The sequence below is a fragment of the Variovorax sp. 22077 genome (assembly GCF_052044195.1).
Classification (GTDB): Bacteria; Pseudomonadota; Gammaproteobacteria; order Burkholderiales; family Burkholderiaceae_C; genus Variovorax; species Variovorax atrisoli.
The window spans coordinates 85,642-110,734 of sequence record NZ_JBQEQC010000026.1; the positions used below are offsets into that span (position 1 = coordinate 85,642).

Consider the following 25,093-nt stretch of genomic DNA (forward strand, 5'->3'; position numbering starts at 1 on the left):
GCGTCATGCCTCAAGACGTCGCGACCATGCTCGCCGAAATCAACAGCACAAAGCCGGTGCTCGAACAGATCGCCAGCAAGTGGTCGGTCCTTGTCCTGGCTGTTCTTTGCGAGGAGCCGGCGCGCTTCAATGCGATCAAGCGCCGCCTCGATCCGATCACCCACAAGGCGCTGACAGAAGCTCTGCGCCGACTGGAAAGGAACGGCTTGATTAACAGACAGGTCATCGCAAGTTCGCCAATTGCCGTGGTGTATTCGATTACCCCGTTGGGACGCACGCTGCAGCGGCCGTTCGAGAGCCTGATCCGCTGGGCCCAGCAGCACGGCGAGGAGCTGATCGCCGCCCAGTCAGCGCAACGGCGCCAATGAAATCTCGACCTTTGCCGGGATAACAGGCTGCCAGGAAACAGCTTTACCAGCAGAAGGCTCTCCGGGCTGGCGACAACCACCTCTTGGACGTCAAGGCGCAATTTACCACTAGGACCGGTGACCGGCGTTTCCACCGAACCCAGTGTTCATCCAGCCACTCGCCAATGTTGTTCCAGAGAACTTCAATGTTGGCCGCCTTGCCCAGCACATGCCCCTCCCCCAATAGCGAATAAATCGAGCCTTCCTTCCCAAGTGGGAAAGCGCCGAGAACATTTCCTGTCCCTGAGAGATAGGGACATAGTCTTGATCGCCCTGCACGACCATCAGGGGTGCTTTCATCCGATCCGCGGAAAAGATCTGTTGCGGATGTAGCGATCCGCATCCGTCCACGGTGGCCCTCCGAGGTGAAAAACGCGTTCGCACAGATCGGCCAGCCCGAAGCCGTGGGTCGACGGGGACTCATAGCGCATGCGCGGATCGCACGCCCCGTGATAGCTGATCAAATTTGAGATACCTGCCAGCGCGATGCCAGACTTGAACATGTCCGTAGTGGTCATCAGACTCATTGCCGCCCAGCCACCCCTTTATCATGCCGGTCGTTCTGTTACCGAACGGTACGGAAACCTGGGACAGGGTCATCTGCAAAGCAGGTGCCGAACCCAGGCGAGAACTCGCGGATGCGTTGCCGCTATTGCGATCAAGGTGAAGCTCGACAAAGCACCATGCCAGATCCGAACTGTGGTCGCATCAAACGGCTTCAACGCGTTGATGAGATCTATCAGTTCGCCGCGAACTTCGGAACTGTTTTTCGAGAATTCCTTGATGCTGCTTGCCGTCACCACCAACTCCAGCTGAGCCGCATAAACAGCATAGTTGCGTGCAATCGCGAACGCGATATACAACAAGCCTATTGCCCACGCCAGCGCACCCGTTAAGCCATCGGTACGTTTTCGCGACCAAACGAACCCTGCGGCGCCGACTGAGACGACCTGGAAGTAATTCCAGAAAACATGTACAGCTCCTGAGGCATAGCGATATTGCTCCATCGCATTTGCGACCGAATAGACCTCCGCTGCCATCGCCTTTCTCCCTGTAGTGGCCCGGAACGGTTGTCGGATGAACTGAGTTGGCAAGCTGATCCGATACTCCGTCTCTACTCTCAAGGTGCCAGCGCGACTTCCTCCGGAACCGAGTCGAAGTACTCCTCGGCAAATCTCAGCTGGAGCTTCGTCTCCACCCCTTTCAGTTGCTGATCCAGTTCTGTATCGGCGAGCCCCATGTCCTGCAGCGCCATGATCGAGCGGGGTCCGATAGCGCCGTCAAGGTTGCCTATTTCGTATCCGAGGCGGATGAGGCCCGACTGGAGCCTAGCCGCTGAAGCGTTCTCCAGGAAACGATCATGGCGGATCCCGACTGCGAGGATTGCGCTCGCAGCCATGGCGGCATAGGGAGTCTTGAAGTTCTTACCCTTTCCGCTCTTGTAGTAGTCATAGACGAGCTGATGACTTCCTCTGCACTCAAAGTGCCAAGCCTCGCTCAACTTTGGATCCGGTTCGGCATTGATCGGAACGACTCCGACGCTTGCAGCGAGGGTCCAGAACTTGTCCAACCCCATCTTCAGTCCACCAAGATCGACATCAAAAGCACGCCCAGACTCGTGAAGACTGCTGCCGGGTCTTGGACTGTATGCCGACTTCTTCTTCGACTCGTAGTCGAGGGCCGCTTGAAGCTGCATCTCGTAGCTCCGGAAGAGATCCGAGAGAGCGAAGAGCCCCCCTTTCTCCCGGACGGCTTCACCTAACCTGAAGATCGCCATCTTCATGTCTGGCGTGCACAGTGCCATGCGTTTCGGCAAGGAAACCTTGTGGCCCGCGTGCAGATAGATAGATGGCACGTCGATCGGAACCAGAATTGCTGACATCGTGAGCTCCTTCGTTGGGTATGCGCCGCTGCCGGCGCCAACACAGACATGGAATTTCTTTCGATAGGGCTACTCCTGTGTATCGTCGAATGGCGCCGCTGCGAATGGCAATCCCTCGAACGAGGGTTGACCTACGCTCTCCGATATGCCACTAACAGGGCTATTGCCCTGAGCCACCCAAGGATGCTGGAAAACGCCACGGGGCGTCGGACTACCGCGTTCATTCGATGCGATGGACTTCCCATACGCACCAGACAATCCTAGCGAGCACCCAATTGCAAAGGCCTCTTGCAACTCGCCCTCCCAAAAATTGGGGATGTGCAATAGCGGTCTCTGCTCGTATGGTGTGCCTTACGGAGCCGGTGATGCGGAGAATGCAGATGAGTCGGGCGAAGCTATGCGAACTTGAGGCTTCGATCATGCTCGACCCATGCGCCCGCCCTTCATTGGAGGAGCTTTCATGCGCACAGTGTCATTGGCAGCCCTTGCCGCCACGATCCATATCGCCACTGCGCAAGCGGCCGAGCCAGACTACGCGGCGTGGCGAGACGCCGACCCCGCGGGCAAATGGACTCAAGAAGCGGAAGCCGCAGTCACTGCCGCCGGGTTGCTCGCATTACATCCTTCAGATGTCACCACCTTTTGCCCAAACTACGGGCAAGCGAGTGAGACAGAGCGAACTCACTTCTGGGCAGGTCTCTTTTCGATCATGGCTAGGCCAGAGAGCAACTTTGATCCCGCTGCAACCTATGTAGAACCCGATATCAAAGACAGCGCAGGCGCCAACGTCATCAGCCGAGGCCTCCTTCAGATCTCCCAGGAGAGTGCTAACTCGAAGGCATACTCGTGCGGCATTGTGAGAGCTCAGGATCTTCACGATCCTGCGATCAACCTGCGCTGTGGAGCAAAGATCCTGGCGTATTGGGTCAAACGCGATGGCCGTATCGCAGCGATCTCAAAGCCGGCCCGCGGAGGAGCCCGCTACTGGTCAGTTCTGCGCGGTTGGCGCCCTCATATTCCCGAAATCACGAGTTTCACGACATCTCTCGCTGGGTGCAGGTCCAAGGGGATGAAATGAAAAAAAGGGAGTTTGATTTTGCGCAAATCGTGCGATGGCTTGCCTTCGGTACAGCGATAGTCGCCCTGCTGGTGACAGCCAGTTGCACCACGGCAGATGTTCACTATCGGGGGAGTACTTTCGAGCAAGGGCATTGCGGTACGCCATCAGCCCCGGCGCTGATCGACGCCAGAGCAGTTACCGCGGCCTTCCACAGTTTCGAACAATCACACCCAGCAGATGCCCTAAAGTGCTCTGTGCAGTCGTACAACAAGGGGCACCCGATAGCGTATGACATGGCGTTCGTCGAATTGCTGGACAGGGGGCGCACGCCGGTCGAGGCCTCCCAACAGGCTGATCTTCACGCCTACCTTGATGCTCAGTCAAAGCAGCCGCTGTCGGTCTACGTTTTCGTCCACGGCTGGCGACACAATGCGGCGCTCGGAGATGAAGACGTAGCCCGATTCCACACCATATTGGCCTTGATGAAGTCCTATTGGAACCAGGCTGGCCAACGAGATCGAAAGGTGCTTGGCGTATACGTAGGGTGGCGCGGCTTAGCCGTCTCTGAACCCGGCTGGGGTGAAGCGATGGATACAGTCGTCGCCATCCCTTCCTTTCCGGGACGAAAGTCGCAGTCCGACCAGAATGCCCAGCGCCTGGAGACATTGCTTCTCGATCTCGAATCGCAACTAAACGCCCGCATTTCAGCTGGCGAAGTGTCTCAATTGGTAGTTATCGGCCACAGCCTTGGTGGCAACATGGTCCTGCGTGCCACTCGGCCGACACTGATAGACCGACTGCAGAAGGCCCGCCAAGGCGAAAAGATACCCGGCCTCGGGTCGCTTGTCGTACTGCTGAACCCAGCCAGCGAACTGACCGAGTGGATGGCGCTCCAACGCGCCTCGCGGTTGCATGCGGACATCGCTGATCCCGATCGAAACTCGTATCTAACGCCCAACGAATGCGAGGGACTCTCAGCAGAAGCCAGTGCGGAATCCAAGCGTCGGTGCGCAAACGAAGGCACCGCTTGGATCTATCCGCCCGAGCAATTGCCAGTGGTTGTGAGCTTCACTGCGTCAGAGCACTTCAAGAAGGTGAGTAGCACTACCGGAGCTACGGATCTAGCTACGAGCATTGCCTTCCCGATGTCTCAACGCCTTTTCAGATGGCCACGCGAGTCTAGTGATTTGGTGGCATTGGGGCATGCTCTGCCGGTACGGGCTTTTGGAGCCGATGGCCGCGTCGATCACGCGGCCCCTGGCAACCGGCTTTATGGGGTCACTCATGAAATGGAGGTCAACCGCAGCGCCAAGGTTGCCGCACGCTATGGAGAAGTATTGCGCGACGCCGAGGCGAATCGCGGATTTTGTGAAGCAAATCAACGCTTGATTCAAGCATCGATTCAAGATGCCGTGCATGCTGCGCGTATTGCCAACCCAGCCTCGCGAGGCCGTGGCTGGAACCAGGAAGATCTCTGGCTCGATCGCGGAAGACAAGTTCTTCAACTGAATGTAAAGCACGAGGCTGCGCGCGGGCGCTGCGCCGCCAGCTCAGCATCGCAGATCGAAGCGGGATGTGCCGATATCTCGGGCGGGCGTCAAGTCCCGCGACTAGGTGATGTCCACGATCCTTACTGGAACGTAGGCGTCCACCCTAACCTAATCGAGTCACACGGACGCTATGTGTCGCAAAATCTGTGGTGCTTGGTGCACGGACTGGCAACGCGGTGAGAGGCGCTCAAAGCAGCGAGGAGCGTTCCAAGATGATGTTGAAGCGGCCTTTGCGGATTGCAGCGCGCGGAGGATGCCTCCTCGCTGACCGAGCGATGCTTTACCTGAGACCTATGAACCGGTAGCGCCGGTACACGCTTACCGGGATAGTCCGGTACATTGCGCTGCGCGCGATCACGAAATCACCAATTCCAGGTCCTGAAAGGAACTGAACCTCATGAGTACATCGATCGGCTTCGTCGGCCTGGGGGTGATGGGTACGCCGATGGCTCTCAATCTCGCGCGCAGCGGCGTGCCGCTCGTCGTCTGGAGTCGCTCCACCACGCATTACGACACCCTGCGCAACGCAGGGGCCATCGTGGCCGAAAGCCCGGACGCGCTTTTCTCAAGGTGCGAGACTGCCGTGCTGATGCTGGCGCACGAAGAGGCGATCGACGAGGTTCTCGGCCGCCGCACGCCGCTGTTTGCACAGAGGGTGGCACAGCGGTTGATCGTGAACATGAGCACCACGTCGCCCGGCTATTCACGCTCGCTGGCCGATGAGATCGGCGCATGCCGGGGGCGGTATGTCGAAGCCCCCGTGTCGGGTTCGCGCAAGCCCGCTGAAGCCGGCCAGCTTGTCGTCATGCTGGCGGGCCAGCCTGAAGAGGTCGAGCGGGCGCAGCACCTGGTCCAGCCCATGTGCCGGGACAGCCTCGTTTGCGGCGACGTGCCGGCCGCGCTGACGATGAAGCTCGCGGTGAATCTATTTCTCATCACCATGGTCACCGGCCTGGCCGAGGCCACGCATTTCGCCCAGCGCCACGGCATCGACCTGGCGCAGTTTGCACGCGCCCTGAATGCGGGGCCGATGGCCAGCGACGTCTCCCGCATCAAGCTGGACAAGCTGGTGACGCAGGATTTCTCCGTGCAGGCCGCTATCACCGACGTTCTCAAGAACAGCCGCCTAGTGGCGGAGGCGGCACGCAGCACCGGCATCGCATCGCCGCTGCTGGATGCGAGCCATGCGCTCTATGGCGAAACCGAAACGATGGGGTACGGCGGGCTGGACATGGTGGCGGTGATCCATGCGCTCTCGCAGCGCAGCGCCCAGGTAACCGGCGAAGCACTTCCCAGCCGCTGAAAGCGGGACTTCGCACATATGAACGCCAAACCCGGCGTGCATGCCAATGTGATCACCAGCTAGCTGCACAGCCGGGGGCCTCTATAGCCTAAATATGGGATGCCCCAAGGGTAACCGGAGATTACATTCGTGCCGCATGAACCTGCTGCTCCGAACTCGATTCGTACTCGCTCTTTGTGCAATCGTTATGCTGGCGGCCTGCGGTCGGGCAACTCTTCCAGTGCTTCCCTACCCTGCCGTGCAGAGTTCAAGTCTTTTGAGTCAGTACGTGCTCGCGCTTCGCGCGATGGAGAAGCGACAGATTGCCTACCCTGACGAACCGTTGTGGCTGCGCGATGAAGGTGGCAGGAGCGTCGATACGGTCCTGAACGCGGACAACGCAGCAATGATCTTCTATGGCCTTGCGCAGGCGGGTCTCGGCAGCGAAAAGGTCACGAACGAGGTTCTCAACAGCCTGCCGCCGATCTTGCAGCGCTACGAAACAGCATTCGAGCGGAGCCAAGGCAAGTGGTATCAGGACGAGTATGTCGAGACGATCGGCATCCAGCTTGCAATGCTGACTGTGCTTCAGCCTAAGCTTTCCAACGTTCTGCCAGGTCCGGAGCGCATGATCTATCGCGGGGCGTCAAAAGCTGTCCCCCCGCCCGCTTTCGACAACGCCCAGCAACTTCTCCAGTTCTACAAGGCATCTCAAACCGATGCGAAGAACAGCATCCTCGCCAAAGCCCGTGAGCTTACGGGATCAGAACGGCTGAAGCCTGCAGCCAAGGACCGCCTGCAGGCGATCCTTGCCAGATACAGCTGATTAACTCACTACACGTCAGGCTTTTGCAGCTGGGACGCTAGGTCGAAGAGCATGCAATGCAAAGCGGTCTCAAGGCATCTGCACCGTCTCTTGCTGAAGAAGCTTGCGAATGAATTCGTCATCCACGAGCGGTGAGACGCGCGTTGCGGTCCTCGTTGACTGCGACAACGTCACACCTGAGATTCTCGAGTATGCATTGCGCGTGATCGCGCAGTTCGGTCGTGTTGTCTTGCGTCGTGGCTACGGGAATCATGGCACTCTGGCGCACAAATGGCAGGATGCGCTGGTTCGTTTGGCATTCACCCCTTGCCTGCAGTATCAGTACGCGGCCGGCAAGAACACCGCAGACATCGCGCTGGCTCTCGATGCGATGGAGGCCATGTTTGATCATCGGGCCGACACCTTCTGCTTGGTCACCAGTGACTCCGACTTTGCGTACCTGTGCCGCAAGTTACGCGAACGCGGCGCGACCGTCTGTATCGTTGGCGAAGCCAAGACACCAGACGCATTGCGCAATGCCAGCGACCAATTCTTCGAGTGGGTGAAGCCAGAAGCGTCTGAACTGCCACCGGACACGGCCGAAAAAGCATTCGTGAAGGCAGCGATGGTGAAGCCGGAAGCAACGAAGCCGGCAGCCAAGCGTAGGCCACGTTTCCTCATCGATGCAGTCAGCCTGCTCGCCAGCGATACTTCCGAAGGCAAAGTCGGTCTCGGGGCCCTCGGGCAGTATCTCAAGCGCACCGATCCTGCCTTCTCGCCAAAGCTCTATGGTCATTCAGGGCTGCTCGACATGGTGCGGACCTATGACCTTCTGGTACTGCGGCAGGAGGCCGAGGGACTTTGGTCTGTGAGCTTGGCCACGGTTGATGAAACGAAGTAGCTGGGACATTGCCAAACAGAAGCATCTGCCGGCATGGGCCCCTGTCGGGGGGGAGGTCACCCTGCCCTTGATATGCGGGCAGGATTTGCACCTGCAGAAGCACCCATTCCTCTGGACCTCGATAGGTAAGCGCGCGGTGATCCCGTCTGGAGCGCGGGCCTTGTGTCCATAACGATGGTGTCCACCAAGGATTTAGGTGGACACCATGGAAGACTCCAAACGCGTAAGCCGTCGGCGCCACGCGGAAGACCTGAAGCAGCGGGTACTGGCGGCCTGCGCGGAGCGGTACTGATTCAGGTACAGGGTCAGTCGTACGGAGGCGGACGTCAGCCGGGGCTACACTCCCGGCCGCACCATGGTCAAAAACCCATCCCACCTTTACACCCTCGGTTACGAGGGGTTCAATATCGACACGTTCATCGCGCGCATCCGCGAAATCGGGGTCCAACTCGTACTGGACGTTCGCGAGCTTCCTCTCTCCCGGAAGAAAGGCTTCTCCAAATCGTCGTTCCGCGAGCGACTTGCCAGCGCGGATGTGGCCTATCTACATGCCCCCACACTGGGCTGTCCCAAGCCCATTCGCGACCGTTACCGTAAAGACGCCGACTGGGCCGAATACACCCGCGCTTTTCTTGCCTACATCAGCGGTCAGGAAAAGACAACCCGCGAACTTGTCAAGCTATCGAAGACGGCGACAACCTGCCTGGTTTGCTTCGAAGCCGACTACGAAATGTGCCACCGCACCTATGTTGCCCGCGCGGCGCTGAAGCAAGGGGGACTGCCTGTGATGCACCTCACTGCTAGAACAGTGCTTGCTGATTCTCCCCATCGGGCTGCGGCTTAGGCGGATAGATCACACTGACAGCAAGCCACTGATCCTTGAAGCGATGGATCGTACCCAGCAGCAGGTGGACGTCCTTCGAAGGCAGAGCCAGCTCGTATTTTTCCCGAAACGGCGCCTCCCAGCCGGAGGCGCCATATTCTCTCCGCAACCGCCGATATAGGGCACCAACTTCCCAGTCAACGAGCTTGTGTTTGTAGACGACGGGGCTCCCGCCCACCAGACACTCGTAGTGGTAGTAGAAGTCGAAGGGCATCTTCTCCAGCAGCTGGACCGACTTGCGGTGCTCATCGGAGTCGAACAGGCTTGCCTGGTCATGCATCTGCTGCAGCTTGGCGAGCTCCTCCGTGGTCCATTCTGGATGCCGGCTCGCCTTGATCTCCAGTTTGACTATACGGTCTGGGCGCAGCAGCGCAAGGGTGCCGCCCGAGCTTTGGCGATCCTTCTCGATGGCTCCAAAATCCGAGTAGACGGGCAACTTGCTGAGAAGCTCCATCCTCCGCGGCCAGCCGTCCTTGCCGGCCTTGAGCGGCTCGGAGTCAATCTGGATCTTGTCTACGTAGATCCGATGACTCTCGGGCCGATGGTCAGCAGGGGCTTTCTCGACCAAGGCGGTTATCCATTGCCACTTCCTGAACTGCTGATCATCGGCTATGAGTCGAAACGGGACGGGAAACAGACGAATGAGCCTCTCTGCCTCGGTGATCCCAGCCACGCAAGAGGTCTCGGAGTAGCCTGCACTAGGAGACGGATAGGTCTTGCACAATACGAGCACACGCTCAGTGAAGGTCGCCAAATACTTACCCTCCCGGCATCTGTGGGGCAACGCCGTAGTCAAATTTTGAGGGACAGAGGGATTTTCGACAACGGGGCCCTGTGCCGACTCGGTATGGTTGCTCATGAGAAAGCGAGACTCGATGCGCTGCATATTCTGCAAACACGACTCATCGGGATCGCAATCTCGAGAACACATCCTTCCGGAATCGCTCGGCAACACTGACCACGTTCTCCCGAAGGGGGTGGTTTGCGACGGCTGCAATAACTACATCGCACGCAAGATTGAGAAGCCGATCCTTGATTCGCGCTACTTCCAGGAACGCAGATTCCAGATGGCAGTGCAGAGTAAACGCGGTCGGACCCCCTTGCTGGATGGAGTTCACCTTGAGTCTCAATCGAGAATCCAGCTGAGCAACTCACTTTCCTATGGAGTTTTCGTCGGCGCGCATCCCGACGCAGATGAGTCACGATGGATCGAATCGATGCGCACCAACCGCAGGGGAACGTTGATTCTTCCAATGAGTGCCCCCCTTGGCGACTATCCTCTTTCTCGATTCATCGGCAAGATCGGACTTGAGGTAATGGCGCAATGCGCCCTGGAAGTGCCCGGTGGGCTCGACGAAATCGTTGACAAGCCCGAGCTCGATGAACTGAGGACATATGTCCGGCGCGGTAGCGCCAAGCTAGTCTGGCCGATAGCTCGCCGGCAGATCTACCCATCCGATCTCGACTTCGTCGAAGGCGCAAATGTCTGGCAGGTTCTTCACGAATACCAGATTCTGCTCACACCCGAGAAGGAGTACTTCATCGTGGTAGCCATCTTTGGCGAAGAGTTCGCCCTCAATCTCGGCGGGCCCGACATCTCCTCCTACTCAAAATGGCTGGCGCAAAACAGCGACAGAAGTCCTCTGTATTGAGAGACCAATCCATACGTCGAGCTAGGCATCCATAAGTCCCCTCTCCTTACGCGGCAAGCGCCGTTCAAGGTTGAAGCCCTGGAGCTGTACAACGAGGTCGCCATCGTTGTGCGGCAACGCTGTGTCCGTACCTTAGGCGGCTGCTCGACGCTGATCCGACCGTCAGCAAGCCGTTGGCGACAGATTCAAGGTAACGGTGAGATCAGGGATCTTGCCAAGCTATATGCCAAATGCCTCCCGAATCTGCCTGGATCGGAAGCGCTACAGTGTACGGATATCGCAAATCAAGAAGCTCCATGCCACAACAAGAGATTCCTGCAGGTCCGGAAGGAGAACCAGAACCTGCAGCGAAAACGAATGCGACCAAACCTTCATCGCAAGGCCCCCTCAGACGACTCTCTCGATCGATGTGGTGGAGGGCACATTGGCTGTTGCCCAATTTGCTGCCACCTCCTCAACAAGACCGGGACTATCAGCTTAAGCACGATCTGGAGGCGAACGAGAAAAGTCGCGTCCCTGTAGAGGAGAGTTTGCGTCTTGGCGCGTTCTGGGCGATGGAAATCTTCGGTCCAACTGAAAGCGACCGGCTGTATTCCGCCCTGGAAACCCTAGGCTGGTCCGCTGGTTTCAGATCGCACGATGAGGGAGGTGCACTTGAGTGGGTTCAGCAGCAACGAACCTATGGCTTTGGGGGTATGTACAACGTCGGCCACGTGACCAAGCGCGCCGACCGGGGGAAATACCTTCTCAAAGGAAATTATGCGCCGCTTCCGGATGAGGTGGATCACCTGCTAGTTAGGCTTCACCAGGTAGTGCCCTCAGTAACCTGCGTTGTTGTGTGCTTCGTCATGAGCCCAGAGACGGCCGCCAGATACGAACGCGAACTCAACGAGGACCGAGTCTCGCAGCGCCAACGACTACCCAACTGGACCGTAGGTGAGCTTGACCCCGTGCATCTGAAGCAACGCGCGATGGCTCGCGCAAGGGACGATGTACTTTTCATGGCCCATAGATGGTTTTGCGATCATCTTCCTGGGTTTTTTGCTGGAACCAACCGACCTGAACGACATCCAGCAGCTGAATTTCTAACTACGAAGTCGCAGGCACTCTTCTCTCGAGACCCCGGAAGTGGGTTCTTTGGCTGGCAGCGAATTTTGGCCAACGGCGGACGAGACGAGGTATGGACCTGTCAAGAAATTCCAAGCCTGCAGTTCACTGAGGAAAGGGCGCGATGGCCCAATGAGCGTCGCTTCTGGCTGACTGCTCATCTGATAACGACGAAGTTGTCCGAGAAGAAACTGGAGATCTACGGCGGCGGGCAAAGCGCATACATGCACATCTGCCACGAGAGGCTAGAGGGCCTTCTGAGCTACTTTGCAGTCACTGCATACCTTACTGAAGTGTCCAGGGATCTGAAAGTCGCTCGCGAGGGGTTGAATGTTTCTCAAAACAAGGGCCGAGTATTCCGAAAGATTCAAGAGATTCAACAATTCTTCGATCAAAACCTAGGCATCCCCGCCGCGGCTCGTGAGCTTGTTGAAGGCTCGAAATTGAAAGGCCAATATCGCCACGACTGCGAGCACTTCACTACCCCCTCATGGGAGGAAGGCAAACCAGACGTTCAGATAGCGGAAGTATTGCAGGAAAGAGTGCACTCCCTAGCTTCCGGGATCATCGTAGATGAGTCCTCGACGAGAGAACACTTCGAGCAGGTCTCAACCATCTTGAGCATTCAAGAAAGCATCCGAACCCAGCGTCGCATGGAGTTCCTGACGGTCGCGGCGCTCTTGGTTGCTCTCGGTTCGCTTCTCGCTGCGCTTCCCGAAAAATGGATAGCCAATATGAGCGCGATATGGAGTCTGCTTGTCAATTAGCGGTCAGACCTATTAGACGACAGTACGCTCAGTTGCGGCGTGAGCTGCCCCGCAGTGACGTCTTGGCGATGTAAGGCGCGCCGAGTGCGCCGACTCGTGATGGCTGCGGCTGGCCGACCGTGCGCAGAACTTCGTCAAACAGCCAGTTGGATGGCTTGCGCATGAACCGGTCCAGCTAGGCAGGCATCTCGAAGGCAGTAGGCCACGGGAGCGCCCGAAGCCGGCCAAGCACCTCTCGCGCCCATCTTTTGTCGATGCCCAGGGCATATGCAGCCAATCCAAAGAGATGATTCTGCAGGCCGATGACCGAGTCGAACCCGCGGTTTGCCGCATGAGTGACGGGCCCCAGCACCTCTAGATAGTAGAGGTGCTGGCGCATCTGCGCGCGAAACTCTCTGGTCAATGCAGGTCGAGCACCATCAACGAGCAATCCCAGAACGATCTTTCTGGCGCCTGGTGGGATGACACGGGTCTTGGTGCGGTTCGGCCATAGTGATCTCGCAATCATGAGAGCCTGGCACTGCCCGATCACGGCTCGCGCTCTCTGGCGACTGAAACCAGCGCCGACGAACGAAAGGGTGATGTCGTCGGCATAGCGCGTATAGGAAAGCCCTTCCGACTTGGCCAATCTGCTGATTTCGCTGTCGAGTTCGACAGACACCAAGTTGGCCAGCATCGGGCTTGTGGGTGCCCCCTGAGGCAGATGCCCGACATACGGGTGAAAGTACGGTCCAGAGCCTGTATCGCGACGCGCCGCCACGTTGCCTTCGGCACGTACCCAGGTGCAGAGCCTGGTGAGTTCGAATGCGACAAGCGGCTGATAGCCAAGACGGCGAAAAACCCGATAGACCTTCGGTTCAAGAATCGACTCGAAGAAATTCGAGACATCCAGCTTGATAACCCACGATGCCCGGCAATGGGGTCGCGCAGCCTCTATCAAGCTGCAGTCCTCTCCATAAGCCGTGCTCGCATCATGCATGTCCGCCTTGGCCAGGATGTTCCGATGAATCCAGCGCTGCACCCGTAGCAACAACGGCTCCGGCGCGTAGATGGTTCGCGGCGACCGACCAGAGTTCGCAATGTTCTTCTTGAGACTGAAGACACGGTATGGCTCAAAGTCCTTGTCCGTGCGCGCGACTCTCCGGAGGTACTCGTAGGGGACGTCGCACATGTGCGCAAGATGCCGTAGCGACAAAACAACCGTCAAGCGGGGATTGACGGCCAATATGCGACTGGCAGTCTGTTCGGCACGCAGGAGGATCGTCGGGTCGACACCTTCCGCTTGCCCCTGCAAAAGATAGCGCTGAGAGTCCCAGGAAGTCATCTACCTTTGAAGTCGCCCTGGCGAACCAGTGCCACCTGAGCCGCAAGGCTACGCGGCGAGTGGCGGTGGCACTGGTTCTCCAGTAAAGCGACAGTTCCTCCGAAAACACGCGGAATCCGCGGCCTGCAAGCTCGATTGCTCGAACTCGCCCCCCTAGTAGAACCAGGGGACACTAGAAAATCTACACCGGGTCCCTCAGCGATTTCGGATAGTACAGGGGTTTGTCAGGCAGCGGACGCCCCTGTCTTTGCATTCGATTCAGCCGCCGAAGTAGACTCAGCCCCGCAGCAGAAAGCCGCAGTTCGCTTCCAAGATAGCCGTCGGCAGAAGCCTTTGCGATAGCGGCGGCGATCTCCGGCAGCCCCAAAAGAGTAGTTGTTGCGATCTCATCCGCGGCCCGTCGCCCTCTGTGCACCGCTCCAAGCAGCAGAATCATTTCGCGCTCCTCTTCTGTCGCGCGTCTGAATGCCGATCTTTCGCTGATCGGAGCCAGATCCAGAGCTTCGAGGGCCAGTCTTTCCCGGTCTCGACGGGATAACAGTCCGACCTGCCCAAACACCTCAGTGGTCGACTTGGCAGGAAAGAGCGGATGCCATGGGCGACGGCGGCTCTTGCTGGTTTCCGTGAAGATGGCCGGGACGTTGTTAGGACAAGAATGCTCGAACGCGATGAGCGCCCCCGTTTCCTTGAAACCCAATGGCAACGAGCCAGTAGGGGCATGCTGCATGCACAGCTCCCTGATCGCGGCCATTGCGGCTCCCCCAAACGATGTGTTGATCGTAGGGCACGAAACCAGAGCTCTTACAGTCGGTTTGCAGCGGTGCTTTTCGACCAAGTCGATTCCGTTCGTGGTGCCGCTATAAGCCAGCACAGAGATCCGCAGCAGTCCGCCAGAACACCAGCTTCTTACCGATCTGACCCGCCAAAGTGAGTCCAAGACAGTATTGAGCCGCGTCCCCGAGCCTATAAAATCCGTCAGGACAACAAGATGCCTGATCTTCTTGCCACGGATGACGTTCGCCGATGGATGGACAAGAACGTTGCCCTGCGTCTTGGCCGCGGTTGATGCAATCGTGGCGAGCACGCCCTCGCTGCCGATCGCCTGCTGATCAAGGCGTTTCGGTTGGACGATAGGCAATGCGGCTCCGATCGCTCGCAATTTGGGTGGCACCCCGCGCGCGATCTTGATGGCCTCTTCCTTGTACATCCGCACCGGCGCGAGAAAGCGCTTCGAAAAGAACCTGAACTCCATCTGGCGTCGGGCCGGCTTCATGGACCAGCGAGGAGCAGAGTACCTGCTCACGGTCCACCTATGAGCTATCTCCCGCTCGATAAAGACGCCGATCGTCTCTCGTTTGCCATAACTTCGGATCTCTCGAACCAGCCGATTCGACAGAGTGCTGTAGTCGACCAGCATGAAACTCGACAAGAGTTTCCTAGCCAGAGCTTGTTCGTCTCCTGACTTGAACTGAGATAGCCAGAGCCTTTCTCTTTCGCCGTCGGTGATCATGGTGGATCAAGTGTGCCTTAGTTCCACTTTAAAGAGGAGAGCCTTTCCCGTAGCTTTTGGCACCGCTCGGGTTAGGGCAAGATCTCCAGGATTCAAACGTACGGACCATGAGCCATCAATGAACACAGGACATGAAATCCGCCGAGGATGGGCACGCTGGGCGACTCGGGCCTACAGGATTCGCTACCCGCAATACGAAGCTCGACTTTATGAATACCCGGCGAACTTTGTCCTTTACAGCAACATCCCGGACGACGAGCTTGCGACCATGCGGAAAATCGTCGACGAGCAAGTCCGTCCGGTTACCTGCCCTCTTCAGCTGATCAACATTGTTCCCCCCGACGCCCTCCTCCTCCAGGACGCACAGACCTATGATCGGGAGCTGTGGCTCAACGACGCCCCGCTATCGACGCCGGACATCAACCGGCTGCTGGGATTGGTCGACCCAGCCATCCCTGACGGAGGGATTGACTACGCCTTCGATCTCGACAGTTGGGTTTTCAAGAGCTTTGAACCGGTCGACGACGAACAGCGCGACCGAGTCCGGGCCGCTATGAGGACACTGGGGGTCGTCGGGGAGGTCCAGTTTCAGACGGCTGATCGCCCTGCGGAAACCGATCTTCAGGCGGCCGCCCGGAGAATCCTCCCGGATCTCTCGCTCGCAACTTCCCGGCAGCAGACGCACCTTGACAGTGCCGTTCGCCATCTGCTGGCGCAGGACGAAGACGAATGGCGCACCTTTCTCAGGCAAAGGGGCGCGCATGTACCGCTACAAACCTTGCTCGAGGACGAGCGTGCAGATTGCCTCTTCGACGCTTCAGACAAGAGCGATGTTCGTCTTTCGGAGCTCCTGACCTTGTATGAACGTGTCAGTTTGATCCCCGACCCTTCGGACCCTCTCTGGCTGAAACGCCATGGAATAGAGCTTGCTGATCTCCAGGAACTGGTTATGGCCGGGCGTTGCAGGTTGATCTTGCCGTTCTCGATCACTCGCTATGAACCCAAGCTGCTCGCAGCAGTTGCCGAAGTGGACCATGATGCCTTGGTGCTCTCCAGATCGCTGGCCAGACGGGTGATCATCGCGGGGCAGTCCAAGGATCCCCTACTCTACGGGCCGTTCACGGTCTCGCAGAGATCCGCGATCCTCTCGCTGCTCCATGAAATGACCCGAGCCAGTGGCGATGCTCACAACATCTCGGGAAAAAGCTATTCGGCGATTCTTCGAGGACAGCACCAAGCCTTCATGATGCAGGGAGCCGCTGCTTGCCTGAACGGAGGGATAGGTGCGTATCTCGGCGAGCTCATCTTTCTGCTGAAAGACCAGGACGCACGGCTGGAGTTGGGTACTGCCGGTGCTGCGGTGGAGTGGGCTCTGGGCCTAGGGGCCGCGCTCATTCCGCGCAGCTTTGCTGGAGGGTATGACGAGACTGGCAACTGCCATACGGTTGCAAGCTTCATGAGCCGGACCAGATCCAGACCAATGGACCCTGTCGCGCAACGCATGCACACCCTGACAGATGGCCTCTTGGCGCTTGCTGATGTACCTGTGATGGAGGTTGCAAGAAACTTCAAGGGAGAATCCGCTCGCCGGTTTCGTACGGTTGCCGCTCGCCTGATGAAGGAAGCGACTACGCAAGCCGCGATGCAAGAGGTCGTCGCGCAGATCAACGTCGAGACACAGAAGTTCGAGCGTCGCCGGGAACGGCTCAAAAAGTGGAAGCTGGATACCATTTCCGCAGGCATCACCGGGAAGCTTGTGGGCGACGCCATCGATGAGGGATTCGGAAACTGGGCTTCGGTGGGCGCATCCATTCTGTACGCTTACTTGTCGGCTTATGCCCCGCAGCGTCTCAAAGACTCGTGCGACGAGATTGCGACAATCATGCGTGGCCTCGTATTGGCACCAAGCTTGGATGCAGTCATCGTGAGTAGATGTCGCGCCCAGCTACCCTCGAAGTAGGGATTCTTCAAGGCTTCCCCTTGAGCAAGGCCGACATCTCGATGCCGATCGCAGCGCAGTCTCGGAGGGTGCTAATTGAAGCTGTTGCGGCGACGAGCAACGAGGGATTCGCAAACGGGATGCTGTTGACCGTCGCAGCGACGGCTGCCGCTACCGTGATCCTGTGGGTCGCGCCCGAAACGAAGAACGCGAGGATCCGCTGATCATGAGAGCGACCTTGTTCGACAGCCGAGCGGCTCTTCTGGTCATCGACCTGCAAGGGGCGTGGTCGACCCCAACGCATCGCAGGTTCGGGCCCGGTCGTCGTGAAGGCCCGCGCGCTCGCCGACGCGTTCCGGCACCAAGGATTGCCGGTTGTAGTCGTGAATGTCGCGGGCGGGTTGAGCGCCGACCGGACGGCTCGTTCCGGAGTTGGAACTCTCGGCAAGCGAGATCGCTATCACGAAACGCACGTTGGGGCGTTCACCGCGACGCCGCTGGAGCAGATCCTGCGCGATCGGGCGGTGACGCAAATGGTCCTGGCGGGAATCTCGACGGGCGTAGGCGTCGAGTCCACCGCGCGCCAGACGCATGAACCGGATGCCAACGTCACGCTCGCCGCCGACGCGATGACCGATGGCGGTCCGTGAGCATACGCGACTCGTTCACTGTACCCGCCGTCGACATATGACCTTGTATCGCACGGATCAGTCGTTGAAAAGTATTCGAGCGGGCAGGCATGACGGCTACCTTCCGGCAGGGACCCCGACTACGACAGGCACCTCTAGGGCTGCGTCGATCTGCAAGGCCACCTGAGCATACAAATCCTGCTCGACCGCTGGCGCTTCAATAGAGATCAAGAGGCTGTACCGGGCCGAACGATCGAATCGGCCATGGGACGGGCGGTTGCGCCACCAGCCCATCGCCGGAAAGATCGCCAATTGCCCCCGGTTGGCCAGTTGCACGGCTGTTCCCGTCCAACTGTCGGACAGCAGCGACCCACGCGCGCGCAGCTTCTCGCCAATGGTCCAGCCGCCGTCCCCTGCACCACCGCCGACCGCCGAGCCCTGCTCTTCCGCGGCTGCCTGAGCGTTGATGCGCCCCCTGAACGCCGCCTCGCTCTCCAGCGGGCGGCGCACGGCGAAACGCAGGGCGTGCGACTGGTAGGCATATTTGTCGATGCCGCCGCGCTCGCCTGGGTTAGGCTCGATGAAGTACGACAACGTGACACGCAAGGTGACCGGCGTATTGCCCAGCGCCATCAACATGTCAGTCGGCCAGGGCATGGCGTGCAGGTGCATGTCGCGCGTCTTCACCCCAGTACTGTCCTTGTAGTACGGCTGGATCTCGTCCTGCACAATCATCGTCAGCGAATTGCTGGCACTGTGTATGGCGCGCTCCAGGCTCGGCACACCGTAGCCGCAGTGGCGCAGCAGCAGCCTCAGCGTGTCCCGATTACGCACACCACCAGGTGTGTAGGTGTCCAGCATCGGCTGGGTCCACCTGGCCGAATGCACCATCAACCCGCGGATTGTTTCCGGCCAGAAGCTGGGATACGCCGCGGTAATCCGCGCGCTCATGCCTGCAGCCAACGCCGTTGCCGCGCTGGTGGCCCAACTCAGTGTGAACAACCGCTCATGTGGCTCATGGCCCGTCGTCAGAAGCGACAAGCTGTCCATCGAGCATGCAAATCCCATCGGCTCGATTGCGGCGTTGCCCCCCTCCATTACGATGTCTGGCTTGAACGGCCACCCGTTCTGCCAAGTCACGGACGTCGTCGTGTAGGGGCTCAGGCTGCCCGCGCCAGCGACGGCGGTGTAGTGCGGTGCATTCTCTTCCGAGATCGTCGTGAGCTCTGAACAAGCTCCGACCGTTAGCGCGTTCCACGCCTGACCAGGGTCGTGCACTGAACTCGTTACTAGGCTGTGCGGGTACTCGGCCCAGGCATGGTTGTCGTTGGTATTGCCTGCACACAGAACGAAGAGCCTCGGCGCCTCCCCTTGTCCATCGTAGTCACAGGCCAAGCGATCCACTTCAGCCGACCAGGACGATGGCCTGCCACGGTCGCGACCATCCGTCGACGACACCGCCATTGCAAACACGCGCCTGCGCTCGGTGTCGGTGATCTCGACACGCGCTACCGCTTCAGCAGTGATGGCGCCGAACGACTCGCCTTCGTTGTCTCCGGGCCATCGCAGGACTTTCACCGACTCCAAGCGATGAGGCACCTGCAGCGGAGCGTCCTGCGCAAGCGAATGCGTAAGGTCACCCATCAAGGCAAGGCCTGCCAGTTCTGTTCCGTGGCCATTGACATCGTCTTCGCCCCAGGCTGGGTCCACACTGTGGCGGTCCTCGTCGATCACGAAGGGCGCAAGCAGCGGATGGCCATGATTTACACCGGTATCGAGCAAGGTGACGTAAGCGTTGCCGGCGGGCTGAGGCACCAAGCGCTCTTGCAGTTCGCCGCGCCACTGCGCCTGCTCATCCAGCGGCAGGCCGGAAAAGAACTCCGCGGTCGTCTTGGCGCGGCGAAGCTCCGCGATCATGTTGAGCACCAGCGACGATTGCAGTAGCTGCGCCTTACTGCCATAGACCTGCGCGACGGTCCGCTCGGGGAAGAGCAGCACGCGCTCGCTGACCTGCAGGCCCGCCATGTCCGCCACCGTCCTAAAGTCCCTCAGCGTCAGTTCCACATCATGGCCCAGTGGCAACCAAGCTTCCCACCAGATGGCCTCGGCATCGTCAATTGGCAAGGCCTCGGCTGTGTCAGTCCAAATCGATTCGAAGGCTGCCACACGCAGCGCGCTGATGGCGTCGATCAGCGTTTGGTGATCCAGGCGTTTCCCGTTCTTGCCTGTCCTGTGATTGGCGTACTCGGCAATCAGCTTCTCGAAGTGGGTCAGCTTACCTTCGGGCACAAAGACCGTGGCCAGCACTTGGTTTCCTTGCCTGCGCACGTTCATCAATTCGATGCCTTGACGTTCACGCGCAAGGCTTGCGGCGGCGAGTGCGACGTTCTGTTCGCTCTGGAACTCGACCTGGATGCCAATCGCGCTGCGCACATTGGCTGCTTGGAGTTCTGCCACGCGCTGCTGCTGCGCCACGGCCACCTGCACCAATTGGGCACGCAGTGCGCTCGCATGCTGCGCCCTGTCCTTTTCAGGTACGCCAGGCTCCGGATCGCGTGCCTGCGATTTGGCGGTGTAGCCCTCAGTGCTTCGCGTGTCCCGAGGGAACAGATGCGGACGATATTGTGGATGCCCGGTCGCCATGCCTCGACAGCGCTTAGACCATGGCGACTGGAGTGCGGCGGCGCACTGCGTGTCGTTGTTGCAAAAGAAGCTTCACGGCCTCGGCCGGAACACTTTCCTGATCGTGCATGACGGCTTCTTTTACCGCGTCGCCAACAGCACGCGTGATCTCTGCGTGGCTTAGGCCGATGGCGTCCGTCGCCAACATAGCGACGGATCTTGTGGACTTGAGATAACTCCCCAGTCGCATGCGCAGCAGCGCTCGGATTTCGTCGGCAGACGGGACGTTGTACTCCACCATATCGTCAAATCGCCTGAAGAGCGCTTCGTCGAGGATATCTACGTGGTTGGTCGCGGCAACGATCACGCTGTTTGACTCGTCTTGCTCGATCATCAACAGAAAGCTGTTGAGGATGCGGCGGATCTCGCCGACGTCATTCGTCATGCCACGCTGACTGCCGATCGCGTCGAACTCGTCAAAAAAGTACACCCCCCGCGTCGAGGCCACTGCGTCGAAGACTTGGCGCAGCTTGACCGCGGACTCTCCCATGAACTTCGTAATGAGTGCGTCCAACCGCACGATGAACAACGGAATCCCGAGCTCCCCCGCCAACGCAGCGGCAGTCATCGTCTTGCCGGTGCCGGACGGGCCGACCAACAGCAACTTTCGCCGCGGATGTAGACCATGGCTACGCAGCTTGCTCAGGTGACGCTGTTCTTTTAGAACCTGCTGTAGACCACCAAGAACTGGTGGTGCCAGCACCATGTCCGAGAGGCGCTTGGACGGATAGGAAACACTCAGCAGCGAGGCAAGCTCTCCCTTGGGACGCGCCAAAGGAACCGCGGCCTCGTTGGCTCCTGCACTCCGACGCGACTTCGCCGCGTCAATCAGGCCTCGCAACTCCTCCGCCAATTTCCCATGGCCTTGCTTCGCCTCATGGGCAGCCATCTGCATGGCCACGGAGTAAAAATGGCGATCATCACCCTCCGCATATGAGCGGAACAAGGCTTTGAGCTGATCACCGTTTGCCATATGCTTTCGATTATCGAGCACGTGGCCCGGTTTACAGGCATCTCTGCGGGTTTGTTCTTGGGGCGACTTCAGCCACCAGCGCATAGGTAGCCGAGCGCACTTGGGCGAGCAACTACGCTTCGATTTGCTGGATGCTCTCGAGCTGTTTGAAACGGCCATCGCCTAGTTCAGCAACTCGGCATCGAGTAACGCGCATCATACCGAGCAGTTGCATCTACTGCAGAGCCTTTCAACCCAACTGAGCGAGACGTCTGCATTGGCTTCACGCCAGCGCGTTCTGATGCACTCGGCAGGCACGCCGGCCGAGAACGACTAGGACTCCGACCCCACCGTGCGCTTGCGCCGGCCTCCGCTCCATGGGGTATGAAGCTGGTTTTCACGTACCCCCATTCCGTATTTCGATACCCCTCGAGATACCCCCAAAACGCGTCGGATTGGGGGATACTGCATTGGACTCAATCGGACAACTGAATAGCCTTTCCCAGAGGAGAAAACAAAAAGCCGGACTCCTTTGGAAGTGCCCGGCCTTGTAGTTAGTCCCCCTCATGACCGCGTTACCTCAAGAAATCATCCCTCAAGTCTCCTCCGTCCAGGCCGTCCTGAAGTCGCACCTGGGCCGCAACCTTCGGGCGATCCATCTCTTCGGCTCGGCTGTGGACGGCGGCTTGAAGCACGGCAGCGACATCGACCTGATGGTGTCGATCAATGATCCGCTACCGGAACCGGTCCGGCGCGCTTTGATGACCGATCTGCTGGCGCATTCGGCGTGGCCGGGCAGCTCCGACACGCTCAGGGCGCTCGAAGTGACGGTCGTCGCGCTGGGCGAGATCGTTCCCTGGCGGTATCCGCCGCGGCGCGAGATGCAGTTCGGCGAATGGCTGCGTGAGGACATCGAGGCCGGGCGCTTCGAGCCCGCCATGGTCGATCACGACCTTGCCATCCTGATCACCAAACTGCGCCGTCACAGCTCGGCCTTGCTCGGGCCGGCGGCCGCTGAACTGTTCGAGGAGGTGCCGCGTTCCGACTTCAGGAGATCGCTGCTCGACACCATTGCGCAATGGAACGAGGAGCCTGATTGGCTGGGTGAGGAAAGAAACATCCTCCTGGCACTCGCGCGCATCTGGTTCAGCGCCTGTACCGGCGACATCGTGTCCAAGGACGTCGCTGCGGCGTGGGCAGCGCAACGCCTGCCACCGACCTGTCGCTCGCTGATGGAACGTGCGGCGGCGGCCTATCTCGTGGGCGGGGAGGACGAGCCGGCCTGGGCCCGGATGCCCGTCGCCGAGACCATTCATTTCTGCAAAGGCGAGATCGAGCGAGTGCTGTAGCGGGCGCAGTGATACGCCATCGCGAAGGCTGCTGAGGGGCGGCTGCCGCACCTCCGATCCGGACACCTGCAGCCGCCGACGTGTCCGCAAACCGGACACCTGCTGTCCCCAGACCGTACGTCCGGCCGCAGCCCGGGTCACGCAAGTCATTGATTTAAAAGGAAATACACACTGGCACGATGTGTGGTTCATCTCAGGCACCTGACACTTCAAAGGAGCCTTTCATGACACCCCGCTTCACCCTGATCGCCATCGCCGGCCTGCTGTCCGGCAGCGCCGCCTTCGCGCAGATGCCGCCCCCGCCGCCCGCGGGTGTCGTGCCACCGCCGCCCCTGGCCGCCGCGCCGGAGTCCGGCATGACGACGCAAGGCCGCGTCTCGCAATGGCTGGTCAACCCCAACGGCGAGGCCGACGGCCTGCTGCTGGCCGACGGCACGCAGGTCGCCTTCCCGCCGCACCTGTCGGCCTCGGTGATGCAGATGCTGCGGCCCGGCGACACGGTGCGCGTCGCCGGCTGGCGCGCGCCCAACGTGCCGGTGGTGCGCGCACAGACGCTCGAAGCCAACGGCCGCAGCGTGATCGACCAGCCGCCCGCCCCGGGCATGTTCCCGCCCGGCCCGCGCGATCTGGCCGCGCTGTCGGCCATGTCGGCCGGCGGACGCATCGAGCGGCTGCTCTACACCGACCGCGGCGACGTGCACGGCGTGATCCTGGCCGACAAGTCCATCGTGCGCTTCCCGCCGCACATCGGCGCGGCCTATGGCGCGATCCTCCAGCCCGGCGCGCAGCTCTTCGCACGCGGCTGGGGAACGCGCGGAGCCAACGGCAGCGCGATCGAGGCGACCAGCCTCGGCCAGAGCGCCGACAGCGTGCGCGAACTCGTGAGCGGGCCTGTCGGCCCCATGGGACCCGCCGGTCAAGTGGGTCCGCGCGGCCCGCGCCACCAGCGCCCGATGGCTCCCGTGCCGCCGGTGCCGCCTGCACCGCAGTTCGCAACGCAGCCTCCCGCCAACTCCTGAGGCCCTGAGCGATGACCTCCCCCGCTCCCTCCTCGCGCAGCGTGCGCGCGCTCGACGCCCTCGCCTTCTTCGCGCCCGACATCCAGGGCGGCGTGGGGCCGTTCCTGGTGATCTTCATGGCCGGCACGCTGGCCTGGGATCCCCAGCGCATCGGCAGCGTGATGTTCGTCTCGGCCCTGGTGGGCCTGGCGGCACAGGCGCCCGCCGGGGCGCTGATCGACAGCGTGCGGCACAAGCCGCGCTGGATCGCGGGGGCGGTGGCACTCATCGCGCTGACGCTGGTGGCGATGGCGAACTGGCCGGGCTATGGGGTGATCCTCGCGGGCCAGTCGCAGATCGGCGCGGCAGGCACGCTGGTCGCGCCCGCGCTCGCGGCCACGAGCCTGGGCATGGTGGGCCGCGCGGGGCTGGACAGCCGCATCGGCCGCAACGCCGCCATCACGGCCGCGGGCACGGTTCTGTGGGCGCTGGGCACGGGGGCGGTGAGCCACCTGTACGGCGCGCATGCGATGTTCTTCTATGCGACGGCGATGGCCGTGCCGACCATCGCGGCGGCCCTGCTCATCCGCGACCGCGACATCGATCCGCAGCTCGCGCGTGGCGCCGACGCGCAGGACGCGACGCCCGCCGCTGCGGGCGTGCGCACCGCGCGCTGGTACGACCGGCGCCTGGTCGTGCTGCTGGCCTGCGCCTTCCTGTTCCACCTGGCCAACGCCGCGATGCTCACGCTGGTGGCGCAGAAGGTCAGTTCGCGCGCCGGCGCATCGGCGGCGCTATGGATGTCCGCGGGCGTGATCGTCACGCAGCTGGTCACCATCCCGATCGGCCTGGCCGTGGGCCGCTGGGCGCCGCGCCTCGCGCGCAAGCCTATCTTCCTCGTGGGCTTCGCGGTGCTGCCGCTGCGCGGCCTGCTCTACCTGCTGGCCGACAGCCCTGCGGCGCTGCTGGCGCTGCAGGTGCTCGACGGCGTCGGCGCGGGCATCTTCGGCGTGATGCTCACGCTCATGATCAGCGACCTGACGCGCGGCAGCGGACACTTCAACTTCGCGCTGGGCATCGGCGCGGCCTGCGTGGGTCTGGGCGCCGCGCTCAGCAACCTCGTGGCGGGCACGGTCGCCAATGCTGCAGGTTATGGCACAGCCTTCGTCCTGCTCGCGGGCATCGCGGCGGCCGCGCTCGCACTGTTCGCGATCGCGATGCCGGAGACGCGTCATCCCGGCCAGGCCACCGCAGCCGGCGCCGCCGCACTCGAGGGAGCCGCCGCATGAACAGGGATTCCGTGTCCGCCACGCTCCACGCGCCGCTGCCCGGCGATGCGCACGCCACCGTGGAGAATGGCGGCGGCGGCGGCAACGGCCTGCTGTGGGTGCTGGTCGCCGTGGCGGTGCTGTTC

24 protein-coding genes are annotated in these 25,093 nt (G+C 60.4%); 15 read left to right on the plus strand and 9 right to left on the minus strand.

Going from position 1 to position 25,093, the window contains the following annotated elements; translation table 11 throughout:
* The first annotated feature begins 5 nt into the window (after positions 1 to 5).
* Positions 6 to 368, plus strand: coding sequence for a winged helix-turn-helix transcriptional regulator (locus ACTJLF_RS29085; RefSeq protein WP_440884413.1), 363 nt, complete (start codon positions 6 to 8; stop codon positions 366 to 368).
* Between the two features lie 335 nt (positions 369 to 703).
* Here ACTJLF_RS29085 and ACTJLF_RS29090 read toward each other — a convergent pair whose 3' ends face one another.
* The 3 genes from ACTJLF_RS29090 to ACTJLF_RS29100 all read right to left on the minus strand — a co-directional run bounded on the left by ACTJLF_RS29090 (position 704) and on the right by ACTJLF_RS29100 (position 2,289).
* On the minus strand, positions 704 to 925 hold the full coding sequence (locus ACTJLF_RS29090; RefSeq protein ID WP_440884414.1) for a hypothetical protein: 222 nt from the start codon (positions 923 to 925) through the stop codon (positions 704 to 706).
* 78 nt (positions 926 to 1,003) lie between these two features.
* Positions 1,004 to 1,447 (minus strand): hypothetical protein, encoded by a 444-nt coding sequence (locus tag ACTJLF_RS29095; RefSeq protein WP_440884415.1) that lies wholly within the window; start codon positions 1,445 to 1,447, stop codon positions 1,004 to 1,006.
* Between the two features lie 80 nt (positions 1,448 to 1,527).
* Positions 1,528 to 2,289 (minus strand): hypothetical protein, encoded by a 762-nt coding sequence (locus tag ACTJLF_RS29100; protein ID WP_440884416.1) that lies wholly within the window; start codon positions 2,287 to 2,289, stop codon positions 1,528 to 1,530.
* Between the two features lie 460 nt (positions 2,290 to 2,749).
* On the opposite strand from ACTJLF_RS29100, the gene ACTJLF_RS29105 reads away from it, so the two are divergent.
* From ACTJLF_RS29105 to ACTJLF_RS29130, 6 genes are all read left to right on the plus strand, one after another.
* A complete protein-coding gene (locus tag ACTJLF_RS29105; RefSeq protein WP_440884417.1) occupies positions 2,750 to 3,367 on the plus strand; it encodes a lytic transglycosylase domain-containing protein in 618 nt (205 codons plus the stop codon).
* Complete coding sequence (locus ACTJLF_RS29110) at positions 3,364 to 5,079, plus strand: hypothetical protein (RefSeq protein WP_440884418.1); 1,716 nt, start codon at positions 3,364 to 3,366, stop codon at positions 5,077 to 5,079. The genes ACTJLF_RS29105 and ACTJLF_RS29110 overlap by 4 nt, the downstream gene beginning before the upstream one ends.
* Positions 5,080 to 5,296: 217 nt before the next feature.
* Positions 5,297 to 6,202, plus strand: a complete 906-nt coding sequence (locus ACTJLF_RS29115) for an NAD(P)-dependent oxidoreductase (protein WP_440884419.1) — start codon at positions 5,297 to 5,299, stop codon at positions 6,200 to 6,202.
* Positions 6,203 to 6,338: 136 nt separating this feature from the next.
* Positions 6,339 to 7,007 (plus strand): hypothetical protein, encoded by a 669-nt coding sequence (locus ACTJLF_RS29120; protein WP_440884420.1) that lies wholly within the window; start codon positions 6,339 to 6,341, stop codon positions 7,005 to 7,007.
* A 109-nt stretch (positions 7,008 to 7,116) separates the two neighbouring features.
* Positions 7,117 to 7,887: an NYN domain-containing protein gene (locus ACTJLF_RS29125; protein WP_440884421.1), complete on the plus strand. Its 771-nt coding sequence runs from the start codon at positions 7,117 to 7,119 to the stop codon at positions 7,885 to 7,887.
* Positions 7,888 to 8,242: 355 nt separating this feature from the next.
* A complete protein-coding gene (locus ACTJLF_RS29130) occupies positions 8,243 to 8,731 on the plus strand; it encodes a DUF488 domain-containing protein (RefSeq protein WP_440884422.1) in 489 nt (162 codons plus the stop codon).
* Here ACTJLF_RS29130 and ACTJLF_RS29135 read toward each other — a convergent pair.
* Entirely contained in the window at positions 8,688 to 9,443 is a 756-nt protein-coding gene (locus ACTJLF_RS29135) for a hypothetical protein (RefSeq protein WP_440884423.1), read from the minus strand. The two genes, ACTJLF_RS29130 and ACTJLF_RS29135, sit on opposite strands and share 44 nt — an antisense overlap.
* A gap of 202 nt (positions 9,444 to 9,645) precedes the next feature.
* On the opposite strand from ACTJLF_RS29135, the gene ACTJLF_RS29140 reads away from it, so the two are divergent.
* Entirely contained in the window at positions 9,646 to 10,422 is a 777-nt protein-coding gene (locus ACTJLF_RS29140; protein WP_440884424.1) for an HNH endonuclease, read from the plus strand.
* A gap of 296 nt (positions 10,423 to 10,718) precedes the next feature.
* Positions 10,719 to 12,296 carry a hypothetical protein gene (locus tag ACTJLF_RS29145; protein ID WP_440884425.1) on the plus strand — a complete coding sequence of 526 codons (1,578 nt, stop codon included), beginning with the start codon at positions 10,719 to 10,721 and terminating at the stop codon, positions 12,294 to 12,296.
* A gap of 28 nt (positions 12,297 to 12,324) precedes the next feature.
* On the opposite strand, the gene ACTJLF_RS29150 is transcribed toward ACTJLF_RS29145, so the two are convergent.
* The 3 genes from ACTJLF_RS29150 to ACTJLF_RS29160 all read right to left on the minus strand — a co-directional run bounded on the left by ACTJLF_RS29150 (position 12,325) and on the right by ACTJLF_RS29160 (position 15,130).
* A complete protein-coding gene (locus ACTJLF_RS29150) occupies positions 12,325 to 12,459 on the minus strand; it encodes a hypothetical protein (RefSeq protein WP_440884426.1) in 135 nt (44 codons plus the stop codon).
* Positions 12,460 to 12,471: 12 nt separating this feature from the next.
* Complete coding sequence (locus ACTJLF_RS29155; protein WP_440884427.1) at positions 12,472 to 13,620, minus strand: reverse transcriptase family protein; 1,149 nt, start codon at positions 13,618 to 13,620, stop codon at positions 12,472 to 12,474.
* Between the two features lie 181 nt (positions 13,621 to 13,801).
* Complete coding sequence (locus ACTJLF_RS29160; protein ID WP_440884428.1) at positions 13,802 to 15,130, minus strand: phosphoribosyltransferase-like protein; 1,329 nt, start codon at positions 15,128 to 15,130, stop codon at positions 13,802 to 13,804.
* A 118-nt stretch (positions 15,131 to 15,248) separates the two neighbouring features.
* Here ACTJLF_RS29160 and ACTJLF_RS29165 point away from each other — a divergent pair, with 118 nt between their 5' ends.
* The 3 genes from ACTJLF_RS29165 to ACTJLF_RS29175 all read left to right on the plus strand — a co-directional run bounded on the left by ACTJLF_RS29165 (position 15,249) and on the right by ACTJLF_RS29175 (position 17,719).
* Positions 15,249 to 17,090 (plus strand): hypothetical protein, encoded by a 1,842-nt coding sequence (locus tag ACTJLF_RS29165; RefSeq protein WP_440884429.1) that lies wholly within the window; start codon positions 15,249 to 15,251, stop codon positions 17,088 to 17,090.
* A gap of 20 nt (positions 17,091 to 17,110) precedes the next feature.
* Positions 17,111 to 17,293, plus strand: coding sequence for a hypothetical protein (locus ACTJLF_RS29170; protein ID WP_440884430.1), 183 nt, complete (start codon positions 17,111 to 17,113; stop codon positions 17,291 to 17,293).
* Between the two features lie 78 nt (positions 17,294 to 17,371).
* Entirely contained in the window at positions 17,372 to 17,719 is a 348-nt protein-coding gene (locus ACTJLF_RS29175) for an isochorismatase family protein (protein WP_440884436.1), read from the plus strand.
* Between the two features lie 96 nt (positions 17,720 to 17,815).
* Here ACTJLF_RS29175 and ACTJLF_RS29180 read toward each other — a convergent pair whose 3' ends face one another.
* Entirely contained in the window at positions 17,816 to 20,341 is a 2,526-nt protein-coding gene (locus tag ACTJLF_RS29180; RefSeq protein WP_440884431.1) for a S8 family peptidase, read from the minus strand.
* A gap of 13 nt (positions 20,342 to 20,354) precedes the next feature.
* A complete protein-coding gene (locus tag ACTJLF_RS29185; protein ID WP_440884432.1) occupies positions 20,355 to 21,353 on the minus strand; it encodes an AAA family ATPase in 999 nt (332 codons plus the stop codon).
* A 545-nt stretch (positions 21,354 to 21,898) separates the two neighbouring features.
* Here ACTJLF_RS29185 and ACTJLF_RS29190 point away from each other — a divergent pair.
* From ACTJLF_RS29190 to ACTJLF_RS29200, 3 genes are all read left to right on the plus strand, one after another.
* Positions 21,899 to 22,681: an aminoglycoside adenylyltransferase family protein gene (locus tag ACTJLF_RS29190; RefSeq protein WP_440884433.1), complete on the plus strand. Its 783-nt coding sequence runs from the start codon at positions 21,899 to 21,901 to the stop codon at positions 22,679 to 22,681.
* 224 nt (positions 22,682 to 22,905) lie between these two features.
* Complete coding sequence (locus ACTJLF_RS29195) at positions 22,906 to 23,700, plus strand: hypothetical protein (RefSeq protein WP_440884434.1); 795 nt, start codon at positions 22,906 to 22,908, stop codon at positions 23,698 to 23,700.
* Positions 23,701 to 23,711: 11 nt separating this feature from the next.
* Entirely contained in the window at positions 23,712 to 24,968 is a 1,257-nt protein-coding gene (locus tag ACTJLF_RS29200) for an MFS transporter (protein ID WP_440884435.1), read from the plus strand.
* Positions 24,969 to 25,093 lie beyond the last annotated feature (125 nt).